At 68.1% G+C, this 20,378-nt stretch carries 16 protein-coding genes; 4 read left to right on the top strand and 12 right to left on the bottom strand.

Going from position 1 to position 20,378, the window contains the following annotated elements; translation table 11 throughout:
- Nucleotides 1–69: 69 nt before the first annotated feature.
- Genes AWB92_RS02510 through AWB92_RS02500 form a run of 3 tightly spaced genes read right to left on the bottom strand, consistent with a single transcriptional unit; the run spans nucleotide 70 to nucleotide 1,463 of the window.
- Nucleotides 70–537, bottom strand: a complete 468-nt coding sequence (locus tag AWB92_RS02510; protein WP_085183908.1) for a DUF5130 domain-containing protein — start codon at nucleotides 535–537, stop codon at nucleotides 70–72.
- The gene (locus AWB92_RS02505; protein ID WP_068104022.1) at nucleotides 524–760 is read right to left on the bottom strand and encodes a hypothetical protein; all 237 of its coding nucleotides are present in this window, start codon (nucleotides 758–760) and stop codon (nucleotides 524–526) included. Before AWB92_RS02505 ends, AWB92_RS02510 begins: the two co-directional genes overlap by 14 nt.
- A gap of 55 nt (nucleotides 761–815) precedes the next feature.
- Nucleotides 816–1,463, bottom strand: a complete 648-nt coding sequence (locus AWB92_RS02500) for an HNH endonuclease (RefSeq protein ID WP_068104020.1) — start codon at nucleotides 1,461–1,463, stop codon at nucleotides 816–818.
- A 142-nt stretch (nucleotides 1,464–1,605) separates the two neighbouring features.
- Here AWB92_RS02500 and AWB92_RS02495 point away from each other — a divergent pair, with 142 nt between their 5' ends.
- Together AWB92_RS02495 and AWB92_RS02490 are read left to right on the top strand one after the other, a co-directional pair.
- Nucleotides 1,606–1,995 (top strand): globin, encoded by a 390-nt coding sequence (locus AWB92_RS02495; RefSeq protein ID WP_067159296.1) that lies wholly within the window; start codon nucleotides 1,606–1,608, stop codon nucleotides 1,993–1,995.
- Between the two features lie 23 nt (nucleotides 1,996–2,018).
- Nucleotides 2,019–3,587, top strand: coding sequence for a glycoside hydrolase family 13 protein (locus tag AWB92_RS02490; RefSeq protein ID WP_085183907.1), 1,569 nt, complete (start codon nucleotides 2,019–2,021; stop codon nucleotides 3,585–3,587).
- Between the two features lie 14 nt (nucleotides 3,588–3,601).
- On the opposite strand, the gene AWB92_RS02485 is transcribed toward AWB92_RS02490, so the two are convergent.
- The 5 genes from AWB92_RS02485 to AWB92_RS02465 all read right to left on the bottom strand — a co-directional run bounded on the left by AWB92_RS02485 (nucleotide 3,602) and on the right by AWB92_RS02465 (nucleotide 11,864).
- Nucleotides 3,602–4,276, bottom strand: coding sequence for a hypothetical protein (locus AWB92_RS02485; protein WP_085183906.1), 675 nt, complete (start codon nucleotides 4,274–4,276; stop codon nucleotides 3,602–3,604).
- Nucleotides 4,261–4,677: a thioesterase family protein gene (locus AWB92_RS02480; RefSeq protein ID WP_068178331.1), complete on the bottom strand. Its 417-nt coding sequence runs from the start codon at nucleotides 4,675–4,677 to the stop codon at nucleotides 4,261–4,263. The genes AWB92_RS02485 and AWB92_RS02480 overlap by 16 nt, the downstream gene beginning before the upstream one ends.
- Nucleotides 4,674–9,545 (bottom strand): NAD-glutamate dehydrogenase, encoded by a 4,872-nt coding sequence (locus AWB92_RS02475; RefSeq protein ID WP_085183905.1) that lies wholly within the window; start codon nucleotides 9,543–9,545, stop codon nucleotides 4,674–4,676. The genes AWB92_RS02480 and AWB92_RS02475 overlap by 4 nt, the downstream gene beginning before the upstream one ends.
- A gap of 79 nt (nucleotides 9,546–9,624) precedes the next feature.
- Nucleotides 9,625–11,301 carry an energy-dependent translational throttle protein EttA gene (gene ettA, locus AWB92_RS02470; protein ID WP_085183904.1) on the bottom strand — a complete coding sequence of 559 codons (1,677 nt, stop codon included), beginning with the start codon at nucleotides 11,299–11,301 and terminating at the stop codon, nucleotides 9,625–9,627.
- Between the two features lie 80 nt (nucleotides 11,302–11,381).
- A complete protein-coding gene (locus AWB92_RS02465; RefSeq protein ID WP_085183903.1) occupies nucleotides 11,382–11,864 on the bottom strand; it encodes a single-stranded DNA-binding protein in 483 nt (160 codons plus the stop codon).
- A gap of 222 nt (nucleotides 11,865–12,086) precedes the next feature.
- Here AWB92_RS02465 and AWB92_RS02460 point away from each other — a divergent pair, with 222 nt between their 5' ends.
- Both AWB92_RS02460 and AWB92_RS02455 read left to right on the top strand, forming a co-directional pair.
- Nucleotides 12,087–12,332 carry a type II toxin-antitoxin system prevent-host-death family antitoxin gene (locus tag AWB92_RS02460; protein ID WP_068104003.1) on the top strand — a complete coding sequence of 82 codons (246 nt, stop codon included), beginning with the start codon at nucleotides 12,087–12,089 and terminating at the stop codon, nucleotides 12,330–12,332.
- Nucleotides 12,329–12,586: a Txe/YoeB family addiction module toxin gene (locus AWB92_RS02455; protein WP_068137936.1), complete on the top strand. Its 258-nt coding sequence runs from the start codon at nucleotides 12,329–12,331 to the stop codon at nucleotides 12,584–12,586. Before AWB92_RS02460 ends, AWB92_RS02455 begins: the two co-directional genes overlap by 4 nt.
- 82 nt (nucleotides 12,587–12,668) lie before the next feature.
- Here AWB92_RS02455 and AWB92_RS02450 read toward each other — a convergent pair whose 3' ends face one another.
- The 4 genes from AWB92_RS02450 to AWB92_RS02435 are packed head-to-tail and all read right to left on the bottom strand — an operon-like array spanning nucleotide 12,669 to nucleotide 20,315.
- Nucleotides 12,669–14,699 carry a cytochrome c oxidase assembly protein gene (locus AWB92_RS02450; RefSeq protein ID WP_085183902.1) on the bottom strand — a complete coding sequence of 677 codons (2,031 nt, stop codon included), beginning with the start codon at nucleotides 14,697–14,699 and terminating at the stop codon, nucleotides 12,669–12,671.
- Between the two features lie 26 nt (nucleotides 14,700–14,725).
- Nucleotides 14,726–17,095 carry a glycerol-3-phosphate 1-O-acyltransferase gene (locus tag AWB92_RS02445; protein WP_085183901.1) on the bottom strand — a complete coding sequence of 790 codons (2,370 nt, stop codon included), beginning with the start codon at nucleotides 17,093–17,095 and terminating at the stop codon, nucleotides 14,726–14,728.
- A complete protein-coding gene (locus AWB92_RS02440; RefSeq protein WP_085183900.1) occupies nucleotides 17,092–18,849 on the bottom strand; it encodes an HAD-IB family hydrolase/lysophospholipid acyltransferase family protein in 1,758 nt (585 codons plus the stop codon). The genes AWB92_RS02445 and AWB92_RS02440 overlap by 4 nt, the downstream gene beginning before the upstream one ends.
- Nucleotides 18,846–20,315 (bottom strand): wax ester/triacylglycerol synthase family O-acyltransferase, encoded by a 1,470-nt coding sequence (locus tag AWB92_RS02435; protein ID WP_085183899.1) that lies wholly within the window; start codon nucleotides 20,313–20,315, stop codon nucleotides 18,846–18,848. The genes AWB92_RS02440 and AWB92_RS02435 overlap by 4 nt, the downstream gene beginning before the upstream one ends.
- Between the last annotated feature and the right edge of the window lie 63 nt (nucleotides 20,316–20,378).

Here is a 20,378-nt window from a genome sequence, read left to right as displayed (position 1 = left end):
CGCGCGTGTTTGTACGCCGACACGCCGCATTCGGCGTACATTTACGCGCCCTCGCGTGGTGGGCGGAGGCTAGGCCGGCGAGATCCCGGCGCTGAGCACGCGGATCGCGCTGACCAGCCCGTCCACCAGGTGGCCCTGCTCGAACGCCGACGAGGCGGCGGCCACCCCGAGCGGCGCGGCCGACTCGGCGCCACGACCTCGTACCGCCGAGCCGTAGACCACCTCGATGACGGACTGGTCGGGCGACACGGCGAGCAGCACCGCGTTGTCGGGCGTCGGCACCTTGGCCAAGATCTCGCGGGCCCGCGCGGCGGTGTCGCTGCCCAGGTCCCCGAGGTAGATGGCGAACCGCGCCTGAGACGCCCGCGAGCCGTACTTCAGCGCATCGTCGATGGCGACCAGGTCCTTGGTCGGAAACGGGTAATGCACCGACAGCTCGCCCGGCTCGGTAACACCGGAAATCCGCCCGCTGGTGGTGATCACCGAACCCTTGGGCAGCTCGCTGCGCTCGATCGTCGCAACCTCACCATGTGCCACTGGCGCCACCTCCCACCGAGAACTCCGACGTGCCGTGTCCGTGATGCGCGCCGCCGACGTCTTCGTCGGTGGCGGCCCACAGGATCGGCGGGTGCGTCCACTTCTCCGACATCTTGTAGGTCGCGGGGTGGGGCCCCTTGTGCCGCCAGATCAGCAGGGACAGCACCACAACCAGCGCCAGCGGGATTCCGATGAAGTACAGGTGAATCTCTCCAGGGCTCACGACGCAAACCGTATCCCACCGGGTGATGCGCCCGCACACTTGGACACGGGATTGGTCAGGCTGCACCCTCGCCGAGGTACCGGGCCCAGGACGGGTCCAGCTCCTTGACCGTCGACAGCAGCCGCCAGTGCTGCCCGGTGGGCGGCAACGGCGCGCGGCGCAGCGCCCAGCCCAATTCGGCGAGCAGCTTGTCGCCCTTGCGGTGATTGCAAGTCGAACAGCACGCCACGCAGTTCTCCCAGGAGTGGTCGCCGCCGCGGCTGCGCGGCACCACGTGGTCGACGGTGTCGGCCTTGGCCCCGCAGTAGGCGCAGCAGAAACGGTCGCGGTGCATCAGGGCGGCGCGGGTCATCGGCACGCGCGCCCGGTAGGGAACCCGCACGTAGGACCGCAGCTGGATCACCGAGGGCACCACGATCGACCTGGTCGCCGAGTGGATGACCGGCCCGGCCGGGTCGTCGTGCACCACGTCCGCCTTGCCGCAGATCACCATGACGATGGCCCGCCGCATCGGCAGCGCGGTCAGCGGCTCGTAGGTGGAATTGAGCAGGAGCACCCGCCGCCGACTCCAGATCGACGCGGTTTCGTGGCGGGTAGGCGGGTGGGTATCGACGCTGTGCAGGGGTGACGCGGTTGGGGGCCCGGTTAACCCTGCCGCGGCACCGGAACTGCGGTGGCTGCGGCGTCTCTTGCCATGCGCCATAGATCCTCCGCCGATAGTCCACCATGATTCGCCGCCAAACGCACCCTTATTGCTGGTGCGCGCCGTGACAAACCGGTGAACAGAAGGCGCGACGCGGGGCCGTACGGCCTTGCCAACCCGGCGATGCACCACAATGGAGGGGATGGATCAGGTGAGCTTCTACGACGCCGTCGGCGGTGCCGAAACCTTCAATGCGATCGTGTCGCGGTTTTACGCGCAGGTCCCCGAGGACGAGATTCTTTCTCAGCTGTACCCCGCGGACGACCTGGCGGGTGCCGAGGAGCGGCTGCGGATGTTCCTCGAGCAGTACTGGGGCGGCCCGCGCACCTACTCCGACCGGCGCGGGCATCCGCGGCTGCGGATGCGACACGCGCCGTTCCGGATCACCCCTATCGAGCGCGATGCCTGGCTGCGCTGCATGCACACCGCCGTCGCCTCCATCGACTCGCAGACGTTGGACGACGCACACCGCCGCGAGTTGCTTGAATACCTGGAAATGGCCGCGCACTCCCTGGTCAATTCATCGTTCTGATCCCAGTAACCGAACGGAGCAGCATGAGCCCCGAGCCGTGGTGGTTGAGCGCGGTCTTCTACCAGGTCTATCCGCGGTCGTTCGCGGACAGCGACGGCGACGGCGTCGGCGACCTGGACGGGTTGACCGCCCGCCTGGACTACCTCACGCAGCTCGGCATCGACGCGATCTGGCTCAACCCGGTCACCGTTTCGCCGATGGCCGACCACGGCTATGACGTCGCCGACCCCCGGGACGTCGACCCGCTGTTCGGCGGGATGGCCGCGATCGAGCGGCTGATCGCGGCGGCCCACGAGCGGGGCATCAAGATCACCATGGACGTGGTGCCCAACCACACCAGTTCGGCGCACCCGTGGTTTCAGGCAGCGCTGGCCGCCGGGCCTGGCACCGACGCGCGCGAGCGCTACTACTTTCGCGACGGCCGCGGTCCCGACGGCGAATTGCCGCCGAACAACTGGACATCGGTGTTCGGCGGGTCGGCCTGGACCCGGGTGATCGAACCGGATGGCAACCCCGGCCAGTACTACCTGCACCTCTTCGACGCCGAGCAGCCCGACCTGAACTGGGAGCACCCCGAAGTCTTCGACGACTTCGAGAAGACGCTGCGCTTCTGGCTGGAGCGCGGCGTGGACGGCTTCCGCATCGACGTGGCCCACGGGATGGCCAAGCCGCCCGGCCTGCCCGATGCCAAGGACGACGTCAAGGTGTTGAGCCACAGCGACGACGACCCGCGCTTCAACCACCCGAGCGTGCACGAGATTCACCGCGGAATCCGCAAGATCGTCGACGACTACTCGCCGGCGGTGACGATCGGGGAAGTGTGGGTGATGGACAACCTCCTCTGGGCCGAGTACCTGCGGCCCGACGAACTGCATCTCGGCTTCAATTTCCGGCTGACGAAGATCGACTTCGACGCGCGCGAAATCCACGACGCGATCCAGAACTCGTTGGAAGCCACCGCGATTGAGAACGCCACCCCGACCTGGACGCTTTCCAACCACGATGTGGGCCGGGAGGTCACCCGCTACGGCGGCGGCGAGGTCGGGCTGCGCCGGGCGCGGGCGATGGCGATGGTGATGCTGGCCCTGCCTGGCGCGGTATTCATCTATAACGGTGAGGAATTGGGCCTGCCCGATGTCCTCGATCTGCCCGAGGAAGTGCTCCAGGACCCGACGTGGGAACGCTCGGGGCACACCGAACGCGGCCGCGACAAGTGCCGGGTCCCGCTTCCCTGGTCGGGCGACGCTCCCCCGTTCGGCTTCTCCAGCACCGCCGATACCTGGCTGCCGATGCCGGCCGACTGGGCGGCGCTGACCGTCGAAAAGCAGCTCGACGATCCAGACTCGACGCTGTCCTTCTACCGGCGCGCCATCCAACTACGCAGGGAGCGAAGCGAATTCCACGGCGGCGAGCTCGAATGGCTGGCCGCCGACGACGACCTGCTGATCTTCGAGCGGCACGGTGGCGCGCTGGTGTGCGCGCTGAACGCCGGTCGGCTGCCGATGGCTTTGCCGCCGGGCGAGGTGATCCTGGCCAGCGCGCCGTTGGTCGACGGCAAGCTGCCGCCGGACTCGGCGGCCTGGCTGGTCTGAGCGCCTCGAGCCCGTCAGTGCAGCACCAGCGCCGCGTGCGTGCGGCGCCGGTACACCGAGCCGAACTTGGCGTCGACCCGCAGCCAGTTCGGCAGGATCCGGACCCGGACCATCTCGTCGGCGCCGATCGCATCGGGTGATTGGGGCAGGAAACCCATTGCGGTCAAGGCGAACACGCAGCGCATCGGCAGGCCGACGCTGAGCTCGGCCGAGCTGACCCGGATGACCTCCTGGTCGAGCAGCGACACCGGGGGGCCATGAGAGCTGCTGTGCTCCTTGGCGAGTTGCGCGCCGCGCTGCGCGAGGTCCAGCATCACCCGGGCGGGTACGTCGTCGAGGTGAATGAAGCCGGATTCGGGGGGCAGGGCCCCCCGCCACGCGGAGTCCATCGCGTAGCCGGGATCGACGTAGCCCTCGGCGTCCATCGCCGAAAGGCCGCGCGCCAGCCCGTCCGCCGCGACGGACAAATCGTCGGGTCGCACCCGGCCGACCACCACCCGGCTCGCGAGCACGTCGAAACCGGTTGCCACCCAAGCGGTCAGCAGTCCGGCGGATCGGGCCCGCAGCCGGATGACCGCGGCGTCGTCGAGGCGCATCGCGTGATCGACGAACGTGGCGAGATCCCCGCGGTGGGTGGCGTCACGCAACCACACACCTCGCTCGGCTACGCCGCTTACTCCCTGAGCCACCGTTGCAGATACTCCCGATGCTGGGGTGAAAGCCGAAACAGCCGCTGCTCCTCGATGTGCACCGCGGCCAGCTGCGTCTCGGCGATGACGGCGGGCTTGGACGCCGGATCGGCGTTGACCGAGCGCACCTCGTAGCCGAGCGTGAAGTCGACCGTCCGGTGCTGTTTGGTCCAAATCGTCACCTGCAGAGGCGAATCGGCCAGGCGCAGCTGGCTCTTGTAGGTGACGCGCACGTCGGCGATCAGCAACCCGACGGTCGTGACGTCGGCGGCGAAGGGTTCCTTGAGGAACTGCACCCGCGCCTCTTCGAGGATGGTGACCATGGTGGCATGGTTGACGTGCTGGTACATGTCGATGTCCGACCAGCGCACGGGCACCGGCGCGACGAAGCCAACGCTCAACTCGACGATCCCCTGCCGCTGGTGCGGGTCATCCGGCGGATCTGCCGCGCGGCCACCGAAAGCGTCGCGAGATCCTTTGCCCCGCTTTCCTGGATCTCGCTCAGCGTGCGACGGGCCCGCTCCACCCGCGACGCGCTGATGTGTTCCCACTCGCCGATCTTCTCTTCACCGCTCTCGTCGGGCTCGCCGACGGCCAGCACGTCGAAGCACAGCGACCGCAGCGACGCATAGATGTCGTCGCGAATCGCCAAGCGCGCCAACGATTGCCAGCGATCGTGGCGGGGTAACTCCGAAACCGCCGTCAGCAGGCCGTCGGTGCCCAGGTGGTCCATCAGGGCGAAATAGGTGTCGGCGACTTCGGCGCTGTCCATTTCGGTGATGTCCGCGACGTCGATGATGTCCAGCAGGCTGTAGCGGTACAGGCCGGCGGCCACCATGTAGGACAAGTCCTCCGGTGCGCCCTGCGAGGCGAATTCGGCGGCTTCCTTTTCGACGATGGCCTTGTCGTCGCCGCGCAGCCACTCCGACATCCGCGGCGTCAGCTCCTTGACCTTCGCGGCGAACCGGTTGATCTCGGCGCCGACGGCCAACGGCTGCGGCCGGTAGTTGAGCAGCCAGCGTCCGGCGCGGTCGATCAGCCGTCGGGTGTCCAGCGTGAGCCGGTCCGACAGCGCGACGGGCACGCTCGCCGCGCGGATCTGCCGCCAGATCTCGCTCACGCCGAAGATGGCGTCGGTGGCGACGTAGGTGCGCACCGCGTCGATCGGCCCGACGCCGACGTCCTCGGTGATCCGGAACGCGTAGCTGATGCCCGCGGCGTCCACCAGGTCGTTGATCAGCATGGTGGTGACGATCTCCCGGCGTAGCTGGTGGCCGCGGATCTCCGGGGTGAACCGCTCGCGCAGCTGCGTCGGAAAGTATTGCGGCAGCCGGGATGCGAAGACATCCTGCTCGGGCAGTTCGGTGGTGAGCATCTCCTCCTTGAGCGCCAGCTTGACGTGCGCCATCAGCGTGCACAGCTCGGGAGAGGTGAGCCCGATGCCGACATCGATGCGCCGGTGGATCTCCTTCTCCGACGGCAGCGCCTCCAGCTCGCGGTTGATGCCGCGGTCTTCGAGGTACTTGATCTGCATCGCGTGCACGGGCAGCAGGCTGGCCGCGTTGGCGCGGCTGGTGCCGATCAGGTCGTTCTGGTCCTCGTTGTCGAGCAGCACCAGCCGCCCGACCTCGTCGGTCATCGACTCCAGCAGCTCCTTGCGCTCCTCGGCCTTGACCTTGCCCGCGGTGACCAGCGAGTCGATCAGGATCTTGATGTTGACCTCGTGGTCCGAACAGTCCACGCCGGCGGAGTTGTCCATCGCGTCGGTGTTGATCCGCCCGCCCGACAGATCGAATTCGACGCGGCCCAGCGCGGTCACCCCCAGGTTGCCGCCCTCACCAATGACCTTGGCGCGCACCTGGTTTGCGTTCACGCGCACCGGATCGTTGGCGCGGTCGCCGACGTCGGCGTCGGACTCGGATTCAGCCTTGATGTAGGTGCCGATGCCGCCGTTGAACAACAGGTCGACGGGCGCCTGCAGGATCGCCCTGATCAGGTTGGGCGGGGACATCTCGGTGACTTCGTCGCTGTCGATGCCCAGCGCCTCGCGGACCTGCGGGCTGATGGGGATGGCCTTCTGGTCGCGGTTGTATACCCCACCGCCCTCACTGATCAGCGACTTGTCGTAGTCGTCCCAGCTGGATCGCGGCAGGTCGAACATCCGCCGCCGTTCCTGCCACGACGCCGCCGGGTCGGGGTCCGGGTCCAAGAAGACGTGCCGATGATCGAAGGCGGCGAGCAGCTTGATGTGCTTGCTCAGCAGCATGCCGTTGCCGAACACGTCGCCGCTCATGTCGCCGACGCCGACGACCGTGAAGTCCTCATTCTGGGTGTCGACGCCCATCTCGCGGAAATGGCGTTTGACGGCCTCCCACGCGCCCTTGGCGGTGATGCCCATGGCCTTGTGGTCGTAGCCCACCGACCCGCCGGACGCGAACGCGTCACCCAGCCAGAACCCGTAGGACTTGGCGACGTCGTTGGCGATGTCGGAGAACGTCGCGGTCCCCTTGTCCGCGGCCACCACCAGGTAGGCGTCGTCGCCGTCCCGCCGGATCACCTCCGGCGGCGGGCTGACCTTCTTCGTTGCGTGGTCGACGTTGTCGGTGACGTCGAGCAGGCCGGAGATGAACAGCTGATAGCAGGCGACGCCCTCGGCGCGGGTGGCGTCGCGGTCGGCGGCGGCCTCACCCGACGGCAGTGGCGGCCGCTTGACGACGAACCCGCCCTTGGCCCCGACCGGCACGATGACGGCGTTCTTCACCGCCTGCGCCTTGACCAAACCCAGGATCTCGGTGCGGAAGTCGTCGCGGCGATCGGACCAGCGCAGGCCCCCGCGCGCCACCGGGCCGAACCGCAGGTGCACGCCCTCCACCCGCGGCGAGTACACGAAGATCTCGAATTTCGGTCGCGGCAGCGGAAGTTCGTCGATCAGCTGCGCATCCAGCTTGAGCGCCAACACATTACGGGCGCGGGCGGATCCCTCGCGGGTCACGAAGTAGTTGGTTCGCAGCGTGGCCTGCACCAGCGACGCGAACGCGCGCAGGATGCGGTCGGTGTCCAGGCCCACCACGGCGTCGATGTCCGCGGCGACCGCGGCGGCGGCCGCTTGTGCGTCGCGACCGGTCGGCGACCCCTTGGCAGCGGACGCCCGCGGATCGAAGAGCGCCTCGAACAGGGTGACGAGAGACCGCACGGTGGACGGATGCTCGCTCAGCACCGATTCGATGTGGGACTGGCTGTACGGAAAGCCGGCCTGCCGAAGGTATTTCGCGTAGGCGCGCAGCAGCACGACCTGCTGCCAGGTCAGCCGCGCGCGCATCACCAGCTCGTTGAACCGGTCGATCTCGACGCGGCCCTGCCAGATGGCGGTGACGGCGTCGGCGAATCGCTCCGCGGTGGACTCCCGTTCGGCCGCCGTCGTCGCCAGCGGGATCGTCGGGTGCGGCTGGATCTTGAACTGGTAGATCCACACGGCCAGCCCGTCCTGCCGCGTGACGGTGAACGGGCGCTCCTCGAGCACCACGACGCCCATGCTCTGCAGCATCGGCAACAGCTGGCTCAACGAGGCGGTGTGACCGCCGACGAACCAGGTCAGCTGGGCGGCCGCGTCCTCGCCGCGCTCGGAGAACACCAGCTTGACCGAATCATCGGACAGCTCTTTGATGATCGCGATGTGCTCGATGGCATCGTCGGGCGCGACGGCCTGCTTGTAGACCTCGGAGAAGGCGGCGGCGTAGTGCTCGGAGTCGGCGTGCGACACGGGCCCGTCGGAGACTTCGGCCGCGGCGGCGATCAGGCGGTCGCCCCAGGTGCGCGCGGCTTCGCTGAGCAGCCCCTGGATCCGGATGCGGTTGGCTTCCGACACGTCGACGGTCGGCGTGTCCTCGGGCAGCCGGACCATGAAATGCATGAGCGCCCAAGGTGACTCGCTGACGCGCGCGGTGAATTCCAGTCGTGTGCCGCCGAATTCGTGGACCAGGATGTCCTCGATCTGCAGGCGCACCGGGGTGGTGTAGCGATCGCGGGGCACATAGACCAGGCAGGAGACGAAGTACTGCAGGCGGTCGGCGCGCAGGAACAGCAATGCGCGCCGCTGCGATCCCAGGTCCACCACCGCTTTGGCCATCGTCAGGAGCCGTTCGGCGCTGAGCGTGAACAGCTCCGAGCGCGGCACGGTCTGGATGACGTCGAGCAGCAACTGGCCCGGGTGGATGGGGTCGCCGTCGGCCATCGCGAGCGCCTCGCGGACCCGGCTCGAGACCGTCGGGATGTCCAGGACGTCGGCGTTCATGGCGGCGACCGTGAAGAGTCCGACGAAGCGGTGCTCGAAGACCGCTCTGCCGCCCTGGCCGTCGTCCGCGTATTCGCGAACCGCGATCGCGTACGGGTAGGCGCCGTAGCGCAGGTAGCTGCCGACCACGGATTGGGCCAGGACCAGCAGGTGGTCTTCGTCGGTCAGTCGGGGGCGCGAACCGGTGCGGCTGCGCAGGACCCCGAGGCCGGTCGCGCCGTCGGCGGAGACCACGTTGTCGTGCACCCGCGCGCGTTGATAGCCCAGCAACAGGAAGTTTCCGTTGCCCAGCCAGCGCAGCAGCTGGGCGACGTCCTCGCGGTCCGGCGCCGAGAATCGGTCGTCGGCGTTGGTGTGGACGGCCTCGGCCAGCTCGCTCAGGGCACTGATCATCGAGGCGGCGTCGGTGGCGACCTGCTCGACGTCGGCCAGCACCTTGGGCAGCAGCCGTTCCACCTCGGCGAGGACCTTGCTGTCGACGGACGGCGACAGCGGGACGTAGATCCACGCCTCGCCGTCGTATTGCGATTTGCCGGGTGGTTTCGGTTCGACGCTGAGCAGCTCGCCGGCCGAGTCGCGGTGCACGTCGAACACCGGGGTCATAATGCCGGCGTAGGCGACGCCCAGCCGGTGCAGCAGCACCGTGACGGAGTCCAACAGCATGCTGCCGTGGTCAGTCACGACCTGCAGGGCGGGCCCGAATCCGTCGGGATCGTCGGCCCCGTGCACACAGACACAGCTCCTGCCCTGCGATCGGCACTCGGCCAGGCGATAGTGCGCGCGCAGCATGGCGGGGGTCACCATCGCCGCGGGGTCGACGGGACCGGGTACGCCGGCGTCCAGGGCTCCCGGTTCGTCACCACGAGGACCGCGATAGCTCTCGATGTAGGCATTGGCGATCCAGTCGGGAATGTCGTCACGCGTGGTGAACGTGGTCCACGGCTTGAGATCCTGCTTAGCACCGGGATCGATCGTCATGCCGATTGCTCCCAACTCGCGACGGACGCCATTGCCCACCGGTACCCCGCTTTTCCGCGGGGCGCCGGCAGCCCTGACATTAGTCGCGCGTCAGCTTGCGGTGGGTCACTCGGTGCGGCCTGGCGGCGTCGACTCCGAGGCGTTCCACCTTGTTCTCCTCGTACGCGCCGAAGTTGCCCTCGAACCAGAACCACTTCGCCTCGTTGTCCTCGTCGCCTTCCCACGCCAGGATGTGCGTGCACGTGCGGTCGAGGAACCAGCGGTCGTGGCTGATCACCACCGCGCAGCCGGGGAACTTCTCCAGCGCGTTCTCCAGCGAGCTCAGCGTCTCGACGTCGAGGTCGTTGGTCGGCTCGTCCAGCAGGATGAGGTTGCCGCCCTCCTTCAACGTGAGCGCCAGGTTCAGCCGGTTGCGCTCACCGCCGGACAGCACGCCCGCCGGCTTCTGCTGGTCCGGCCCCTTGAAACCGAACGCCGACACGTAGGCCCGGGACGGGATCTCGTTCTGGCCGACCTCGATGTAGTCCAGCCCGTCGGAGACCACTTCCCACACCGTCTTCTTCGGATCGATGCCGGCGCGGGTCTGGTCCACGTAGCTGAGCTTGACGGTGTCGCCGACCTTGACCGTGCCGCTGTCCGGCTGCTCGAGGCCGACGATGGTCTTGAACAGCGTGGTCTTGCCGACCCCGTTGGGGCCGATGACGCCGACGATGCCGTTGCGCGGCAGCGTGAACGACAGGTCCTTGATCAGGGTGCGCCCGTCGTAGCCCTTGTCGAGGTGGTCGACCTCGACGACCACGTTGCCCAGCCGCGGACCCACCGGGATCTGGATCTCCTCGAAGTCGAGCTTGCGAGTCTTCTCCGCCTCGGCGGCCATCTCTTCGTAGCGCTGCAGGCGTGCCTTGCTCTTGGCCTGGCGCGCCTTGGCGCCGGAGCGGACCCAGGCCAGCTCCTCGGTCAGCCGCTTCTGCAGCTTGGCGTCCTTGCGGCCCTGCACGGCGATCCGCTCGGCCTTCTTCTCCAGATAGGTCGAGTAGTTGCCCTCGTAGGGATACGCGCGACCGCGGTCGAGCTCGAGGATCCACTCGGCGACGTTGTCCAGGAAGTAGCGGTCGTGGGTCACCGCCAGGATCGCCCCCGCGTACGCGGCCAGGTGCTGTTCGAGCCACTGCACACTCTCGGCGTCCAGGTGGTTGGTCGGCTCGTCGAGCAGCAACAGGTCCGGTTTGGACAGCAGCAGCTTGCACAGCGCCACGCGGCGCCGCTCACCGCCGGACAGGTTGGTGACCGGCTCGTCGGGCGGCGGGCAGCGCAGCGCGTCCATCGCCTGCTCCAGCTGGGAGTCGAGGTCCCACGCGTCGGCGTGGTCCAGCTCCTCCTGCAGCCGGCCCATCTCCTCCATCAGCTCGTCGGAGTAGTCGGTGGCCATCAGTTCGGCCACCTCGTTGAAGCGGTCGAGCTTGACCTTGATGTCGCCCAGGCCCTCTTCGACGTTGCCGCGGACCGTCTTTTCCTCGTTCAGCGGCGGCTCCTGCTGCAGGATGCCGACGCTGGCGCCGGTGGCCAGGAATGCCTCGCCGTTGTTGGGTTTGTCCAGGCCGGCCATGATCCGCAAGACGCTCGACTTGCCGGCGCCGTTGGGGCCGACGACACCGATCTTGGCGCCCGGGAAGAAGCTCAACGTGACGTCGTCCAGGATCACCTTGTCGCCGTGCGCCTTGCGGACCTTCTTCATCGTGTAGATGAACTCAGCCATGCCGCGGTTTTGCCTTTCTGGTCTTTGAGAGAGATCTCGCGGACCATCCTAGGCATCGCGCGGCGGCGCCGATCCCGCAGCTAAGCCGTCAGCGGCAGCACTGCCGAATCGTCGGACTCGACGCCGTCATCGGCATCGGTGTCCTCGCCGGCGGCATCGGCCGCTGGCGTCGTGGACGGCGGGGCATCCGCGGTGGTCGGCCCGGTGTAGCCCGGCCTCTCGATGCGCACGATCGCGCGCGAAACGTCCGGCCCGACGGAGGTCGCCCGCATCTCGAGCGATGAGCGGCGATTGCCGTCGCGGTCCTCGTACTCGCTGGTGTAGACGTGGCCCACGACGATCACCGGCGCGCCCTTGCCCAACGCGGCGCCGACGCCGGTGACCAATTTGCCCCAGCAATTGACGTTGATGAACAGCGAGTTGCCTGCCTCCCAGCCGCCGTCGGCTGCGCGCCGCCGGGAGTTGCTGGCGACGCGGAACTTGATGACCTCCTGGGTGCCGACCTGGCGGCGTTCGGGGTTGTTGACGATGTGGCCGACGACCGTAAGCGGTGTTTCAAACATGGGGTCATTTCCCTTTCTCGATTGCATTTCGCTCTGTGGTGACCATTGACCCCGGCACTACCGACTGACCGCACGCAAAGATGCCGCTAGCGGCCCGCGCTCGTCCACCTCTGTGGAGAAAACCGCGACTGTGGATAAGTCCGCGCGTCGGTTGCGCGACTCTTCCCGACGCCAGCCAGACGAGTGGTACCATATCTTGTACCACTAGCAAGGAGGACCTCGGTGGCGATCACTGCGAGCGAGGCGCGCAAGAACCTGTTTCCTTTGATTGAGAAGGTGAATGCCGACCGGATGCCGGTTGAGATCACGTCGAAGGCGGGTCGCGCCGTGCTGATGTCCGCGGACGACTGGGAAGCATGGCAGGAGACGGCGTACCTGTTCCAGTCCCCGGCGAACGCCCGCCGGCTTCTCGACGCCGCTGACGCCCTGGATCGGGGTCGCGGAATCCGGGCCGATCTCGCCGAGTGAACATCGTCTTCTCGCCTCAGGCGTGGGAGGACTACCTACACTGGCAGACCGCCGACCGTGCGGTGCTCAAGCGGATCAACAAGCTCATCGCCGACGCTTGCCGGTCGCCGCAGGAAGGCATCGGCAAGCCGGAACCGTTGAAATACGGGCTCGTCGGCGCTTGGTCTCGACGGATTACCCAAGAGCACCGACTGGTCTACCGCGTTGTCGGCGATGACCTGCAGATCCTGCAGACCCGGTATCACTACAGCTAGCCGGGCGGATGCCACGCGATCTCGGCGGAAGGCCCGCGAGCGTAACCTCACTGCGAAATTCGCCACGGATATCGCCGTGGCGTTACGCTCGCGGACGCGCGCTACCGGGTTTTTCGCGCCGCGCCAGCTCGGCCAGCATCGCGTTATAGGCGGCCAGCTCGGAGTCGTCGTCCAGATCGGCCGCCCGGTCCAGCCGCCGGGCGGTGCGCTTGTCGCTGCGCGCCCACTGCACGAGCAGCGCGATCATGACGATCACGAGCGGCACTTCGCCTGCGGCCCAGGCGATTCCACCGCCCAATCGCTGATCTCCCAGCAAATCGGTGTGCCAGCTCAAACCGAGTGAGCGGTAGTAGTCGGCGCCGAGCACCTTCCGCCAGCCCATCAACACCACCCCGAAGAAGGCGTGCAGCGGCAGCGAGGCGAACACCACGCCGACCTTGGCCAGCGGCGGGATGGGACGCGGCGTCGGGTCCACCCCGATGACGACCCAATAGAACAGGTAGCCGCTGAGCAGGAAGTGCACGTTCATCGCCAGGTGCCCGGCGTGACTGCTCACTGTGGTGTCGAAAAGGTTCGAGAGATACAGCCCGTAAAAGCCGGCGACGAAAAGCACCGTCGCGACCACGGGGTTGGTCAAGAACCGCGACACGTGGCTGTGCAGCGCGGCCAGCAGCCACTCCCGCATGCCGGGCGGGTCGTCGCGGCCGGCGGCGGGCAGCGCCCGCAACGCCAGGGTGACTGGGGCACCCAGCACCAGCAGGATCGGGACCAGCATCGACAGGCCCATGTGCGCGACCATGTGCATGCTGAACATCGCCGGCATGTAGCGACCGACACCCGACGAGGTCACGAACAGCAACGTCAGGCAGCCCAGCAGCCAGGACACCGTCCGCCCCGGCGGCCAGTGATCGCCGCGGCGGCGCAACCTCAGAACGGCCGCCACGTACAGCGCGGCGAACACGATCGCGGCGGTGCCGAAGATCAGGTCGAAGCGCCAGTCGAGCAGGATGCGGACCGCGGTGGGAGGTCCGTCAAAGTCGTAGCCGATCTCGGCTTCCGGGATAGTGGGCAGCCGGGCCGGGGGCGGTGGCGGCGCGGTGCGGCCAAGCCCGACGGCAATGCCGAACGTTAGGCCGAAGACCGCGGCCTCGATCAGGGCGAGCCTGATCAGGAGCCGGCGCGCTCGCGGCGAACTCGGATCGCCTTGCAGCGCAACCACTCCCGAGCGTCGCTGGCGCCAGCCGAGTGTGCCCAGCGCGCACAGCGCGACGAATTTGGCGACGACCAGCCGCCCGTACCCGGTCGTCAACAGATCGGACGGCAGCACCCGCACCAGGGCGTTGACCACTCCGCTGATCGCCATCGCCACCCAGCACCACAGCGCGACGGTCGAGAACCGTCGTGCCGCCAGGCCCAGGTGGTCACCGCCGCGCAGCCCGTGGGCGAGCAGGGCGAGCAGGCCGCCGGCCCACACACTGGCGGCGACAAGGTGGATCAGCAGGCTGTTGGTGGCAAAGTCGTGCGAACCACCGGCCGACGAATGACCGGTTAGCCCGAGCGGAGCCAGCGTCACCAGCGATCCGGCCAGCAGCAGCGGCGTCCACGACCAGCGCAGCACCGACAGGCTCGCCACGGTGACGACCGCCGCCAGGATCGCGGTCCAGCGCCAGGCCGAGGCGGTGTTGACCAAGCCGGCCAGCGACCAGACGGTGCCCGGGTCGAGGTCGCCCAAGCGGTGACCGGACACGTCCGAGATGGTCAGCGGGACGAGCAGGGCGGCGCACACCGCCCAAACCCCCGACGCGACCGTCCCGAGGCGAAGCGCGCGATAGCCACCGACATCGAGGACGCCGCTGCCCTGCGGCGGCACCAGAAACGCCGCGAACAGGAACGACCCGACGGCCAGCACCGCGGCGATCTCCCCCACCGCGCGGACGAACGGCAGCCCCAGCGTGGTGGCCGGGCCGGGGTCGGGCAACCCCGTGGCGGTCAGCGCGCCGGCCAACGAGAGCGCCCCGATCCCCGCGGCCGTGCAGCCCGCAAGCATCGCGACGCCGATCAGCACCGGCCACACCCGCGCTGCGCGGGTAGCCACCGGCCGGTCAACGGTCATGCACCCAGCGTATTGGGCGCTGCCAACTACCGAGCTTGGCCGTCCAGCCGCTCCCGGCGCGCGCGGGCCTCCCGGGCGATGAACTGCTCGCGCGCGATCCGGCCGACGTACTCGGAATCCTCGAGGATGTCGCGCAGCTCCTGGCGGAAAGCGGTCCGCCGTTCGGCGAGGTCGGGGGCCGGCGCGACCAGATCCTGATCGACGACGACCTGATACGCGGTGGCGAACAGCAGCGTCGATACCGATTCGCTGCTGCGGACCCTGGTCTGCGCGACGTATTGCCGGCCCACCCCGAGCGCCGACTCGCTCAGCTCCTTGGGCCCGACATCGGCCGGCGCGTCGCGCAACACGTCGGCGACGATCTCGTACGCCTCGAAGAACACCCGCAACATGGCTTCCGCCATCAACGGGCGCTTGGCGAACAGCATCGCGTGGATGTCGTCACCGCCAGCGGTGACGTGCGCCTCCCAGTCGTCGTGCCACGCCATCTCTTCGGCGATGTGGTCCCGGAACGCCGCCGAGTCGGCGAAATAGAAATCGAACTTCAGCAGATCCCGCAACCGCATCGCCTGCGCCCAGAACGCCGCGATCCGATCGCCATCAGGATCGGTGACGCGCCGGGCATGCGCCAGCGCAAGCTCCACGAGCGAGGTCTCTAAAAAGGCGTGGATCAAGGAGTTTCGGTAGAACGCCGCGGCGTGCTGCTGCTCGGGCGCGATTCGCCACACCGGCTCCCGGCCACCGTCGACGCGGGTGATCGGGTGTCCGTTGGACAACGTGTCGACCGCGGCGAGCACCCCGTCGCGCCGGCGCAACCGCAGGGCGCTCGTCGACATCGGGGTCTGCTTGCGCTCCAGATAATCCAGCGAGTCCTGCAGGGTGTGGTGCAGCTGACCGAGCGTCAACGCCGCGCCCCGCGTGGTGAGCAGCAGCGCGCACACCAATCCCGTCGCGGTCACCGGCGTAGCCTGCAGGATCCGCCACGCGACCTCAAACGACATCTTCTGCAGCGCAAGGCGTTTGGCGCCCTCATCCAGCGCGCGTGCCCCGTGCGGCGGACCGAGGTACTGCCGCATCGAGACCGCTTCGGGGAAGCGCACATAGATCTTGCCGTAGTTGCGCTCGCCCTGAGCCTTGATGAAGTTGTAGAGCCAGACGACGCCCTCCGGTGTCTTCTCGCCGCCGCGGGCGTAGGCGGCGTACTCGGCGGTTTCGTGCAGCTGGTCGAAGCCGATCGACACCGGCTGCAACAAGATGTCTTCGCTGCGGCCGTCCAGGTACGCGTCGGCGACGTACGAGAGCAGACCGAGCTTGGGCGGCAACATCTTTCCGGTGCGCGAGCGGGTGCCCTCGATCGACCAGCTCAGGTTGAACCGCTTCTCGACGATGTAGCCGACGTATTCGCGCAGGACGTACTTGTAGAGCGGGTCGTCACCGATGTTGCGGCGGATGAAGATCGTCCCGGCACGGCGCAGCAGCGGACCCATCACCCCGAAGGACAGGTTGATGCCGGCGAACATGTGCACCGGAGGTAACCGGTTCTCCTGCATCGCCACCGGCACCACCGCGCCGTCGATGTAGGACCGGTGCGAAAACAGCAGCACGGCGGGATGGGTTTCCAGCGCGGTGCGCATCGCGGCCACCTGGTATTCGTCATAGTCGATCTGGGGGTCGAATCCGCGGCTGAGCGCCCTACCCAGGACCCCGACCAGGTCGACGGACACCCGGCTCCACCCGGTGGACAGTTCGTCGAGCATCTTGCCGGCTTCCTCGACGGTGGCGCCCGGGATCTTTTTCAGGCCGGCGCGAAAACGCGTGGAGGCCAGGATCTCTGGCTTGACCAGCCGCGGCGACTTGTACTGCGGCCCCAGGATCCGGTATTCGGCGCGTTCCAGCGCCAAGATGGCCCGGCGGGTGACGAAGTGCGCGAAGTCGTGTCTGTCTTCGCCGACGGTGGTGTCGCGCCACTGCTGGCGCAATTCGGAGACCTTCGCCGGCTCGCCGGCCACCACCCGCGCGCGTAGCGGGTCATTGCGGATGATGTGCCGCTGCTGACGTGGGTTGGGGTGGTAGGGATCCTGGCCCGGAAGCAGCCCGGCGAGCTTGGCGACCCGACCACGATTGGCGGCCGGCAGCCAGAACACCCGCACGGGAACGACCGAGCGGTCGTCGTTGGATTCGGACTCGAGCCGCTCAACCAGCTCGGGCAGCGCCGTGGGCGGCGCGTTTTCTTCGGGCAGCGCCAACACCTCGAACGTCGCGTCGGGGTTGCCGGCACGCTCCTGATCCACCCACGCCATGACCAGCTCCCGCTCGACCGGAGAGGCCATGGACGCCAATATCAGCGAGTCTTGTGCGGCGACGACGGCGCTGATATCCGCGGCCGGTTTGGTCACTGCCGCCCTCTCGGCGCGGCACCCGGCGACTCGCCGCTGACGGTTCCCTGCCCGCCGGGCCGTTGCGCCTCACCGTCTTTGAGCGCCACCTGAGACTCGTTCGGGTTCGCCTTCGCCGGCTTTGCCTTGGGCGCAGCCTTTTTCGCGGCCTTCTTGGCGGGCGCCTTTTTCGCGGCAGCCTTCTTGGCGGCCGACTTCTTCGCCGGCGCCTGGGCCTTTTTCGCCGCCTTCTTCTCGGCGTACAGATCGACCTCGGGCAGTTCCTCGACGGGCCAGTTGGCCAGCGTGTCCAGGTAGAGCTGGCGCACCTCGGCGATATGGTCAGGCAGATTCTCAACGGTCCAGTCGTCGACGGGAATTGGCGGGAACACCGCGACGTCGACCGTGCCGGGGTTGATGACGGTGGAGTTTCGCGCGGCGACGATCTCGGCGTTGCGGATGACGATCGGGACGATCGGGATTCCCACCGCCATCGCGATGCGGAAGGGCCCCTTCTTGAACGGCCCCACTTCGGTGGTGTCGACCCGGGTGCCCTCCGGCGCGATCACGATGGAGAGCCCGTTGCGGGCCCGGTCCTCGACCGTGTGCATCGTCTCGACCGCGGCGACCGGATCGTCTCGGTCGATGAACACGGTGTCGACCAGCTTGCCGAGCGTTCCCATGATCGGGTCTTTCTGCAGTTCCTTCTTGCCGACGCCGACCCAGTTGTCGCGCACCAGCGCGCCCGCGATTACGGGGTCAACCTGGTTGCGGTGGTTGAAGATAAAGACCGCCGGCCGCTGCGCGGTCAGGTTCTCCTGGCCGATGACGTTGAGCTGCACCCCGGCGATCGCCAGCGACAACTGGGAGAAGGTGGAGGTGAAGAAGTTCACGCCGCGCCGACGGCTGCGGGTCAGCACTCCGATGCCGACGGCGCCGGCGGCGACCGGGAACATCGAACTGAAGCCCGCGAGGGTTCGCAACTGCCGCTGCAGGCCGAGCCGACCCCGGCTCTCGAATCTCAGGATCGGCCAGCCGCGGCGCTTGGCCACCGCGGCCATCTTTCCCTCGGGGTTGGTCGGCCGTGGATTGCCGACCAGATACATCAGGGCGACGTCCTCGTCGCCGTCGGCGTAGAAGTAGCTGTCCTTGAGGTCGATGCCGTGCTCGGCGGCAAATCGTTGCACGGCAGCGGCTTTGCCCGGCCCCCACAGGATCGGCTTCTGCACACCGCCGGTGAGTATCCCGTCCTCGTTGGTCTCGAACTTGTTGGTGAGCATGTTGGAGATCCCGAGGAAGCGCGCGACCGGGTTGACCTGAATGGTCAGCGCCGACGAGCTCAGCACCACGGTGTGGCCGCGGGCCACGTGCGCGCGCACCAACTCGCGCATCTCGGGGTAGATCCGCGACTCGATCCGTTGCACGAAGAGCCGCTCGCCGATCTCCTCCAGGTCGTCCAGCAGCCGCCCGGCCAGCGCCGCGGCGGCCTTGCCGATGAGGTCTTCGAACTCGATGCGCCCCAGGGTGTGGCTCAGGCCGGCCTGAACCATGCCGAGCAGCTCACCCACCCCCATGTCGCGGCGCAGCAGCCGCTCCTGGGTCAGGATGACGGCGGTGAACCCGGCGACCAGCGTGCCGTCCAGGTCGAAAAACGCGCCGATCTTCGGCCCGGGCGGGCTGGCCATGATCTCGGCGACCGAGCCGGGCAACCGCATGTCGCCTTCCGGTTTCTTTTGCGCGCCAACGTTTTTGGCCGGCTCTTGCGAGGTGCTCATGAGCTCGCCACCGATCGCGCGGAGACGGCCGGCTCTGTGAACGAGGCGGGCACCGCGCGCGGCGCCGGATCACCCGCCAGCGCCAGGATCTCGTCGAAGCCCTCCAGCAGGCACTGGGCGAACAGCGGCTCGTTTCGCACCGAGGCCCGGTCGTAACGCACGGTGATCGTGCACCACCCGCCCCGGGAGATCAGCACCACCATCATCGCCACCCCGGGCAGCGGGCCGATGCCATACTGCCGCAAGACCTTTGCGCCGGCGATGTAGGTGTCCCCGGGATAGACCGGGACGTTGCTGGCCTGCACGTCGGAGCCGATCACCGAGCCGGTGATCCCCTCCAGCACCGGCGTGGGCAGCACGCTGAGCACCGGGGCGATGGAACCGATGATATTCATCGCGGGCTCGTCGCGGCGCTGCGTCATCTGGGCGCGGATCTTCTTCATCCGGGCGACCGGATCGGCGGTGCCCAGCGGCGCAGCCAGGTTGACACCGGTGAAGCGGTTGCCGCCGGCCGTGTCGGCGTCTGCACGCAGGCTCACCGGCACGGCCATCGGCAGCGTGCTGATGGGCACGCCGAGGGCGACATGGTAGCGGCGCAGGGCGCCCGACAGGCCGGCCAGGTAGGCGTCGTTGATCGATCCCCCACCGGCTTTCGCGGCCCGGTGCAGGTCGGAAAGCGGAATGTCGATCGCTTCGGTGCGCGTGGCGAGGCTGCGCCGGCGCAGCAGCGGCGACGGCTCGGCGGCGCGGTTCATCACCCGCACGCCCGACATGGCATAGCCGACCACTCCGCCGACGGTGGAAACCGGGTCCAGCACCGCCTTGCCGGCCGCCGACACCACCCCGGACACGGCGCCCACGACGCCGTTGACGATCGCCAGGGGCAGGCGGTTGATGCCTTGGCGCATCAGGTCATTGGGCGTCAAGTCCTGCGGAACGGGTTGCGGCGGCGTCGGCCTGGCCGGCGGCTCCCGCTCGAGGTCGTAGATTTCGGCGAACATCTCGACGCCGCCAACGCCATCGGTGACCGCGTGGCTGACGTGCAGCAGCGTCGCGGCCCGGCCCTCGGCCAGGCCTTCCACCAGCGTGGCGGTCCACAGCGGCCGCGAGATGTCCATCGGCGACTGCAGGATCACCTCCGCCAGGTCGAACACCTCGCGCAGCGTGCCTGACCCGGACACCCGCACCCGTCGCACGTGGAAGTCGAGGTTGAAGTCGGGATCGACGACCCAGCGCGGTGACGCCGTCGGCAACGTCGGTACGACAACCTTCTGGCGCAACCGGCGCACCCGCCGGGAGGCGTTTTCGAATCGGGTCCGGAACCGATCCCAGTCCGGTGTGGTGTCGAGGAGTTCGAGCGCCATGATCCCGGACCGGGTCCGGGGGTTCGCCTCCCCCCGATGCATCAGATAGTCCACCGGCCCGAGCTCGTCGGCCAATTGAATGGCCTCGACCGACTCAGCCATGATCGCGAACTCGACGCGCCAACGTTGTCACCGCTGACCAAGCCTCCTGTCTGGGACCCGCAA

This window comes from Mycobacterium sp. IEC1808 (genome assembly GCF_002101935.1).
In the GTDB taxonomy this organism is placed as follows: domain Bacteria; phylum Actinomycetota; class Actinomycetes; order Mycobacteriales; family Mycobacteriaceae; genus Mycobacterium.
This window is presented reverse-complemented; position numbering and strand designations above follow the sequence as displayed.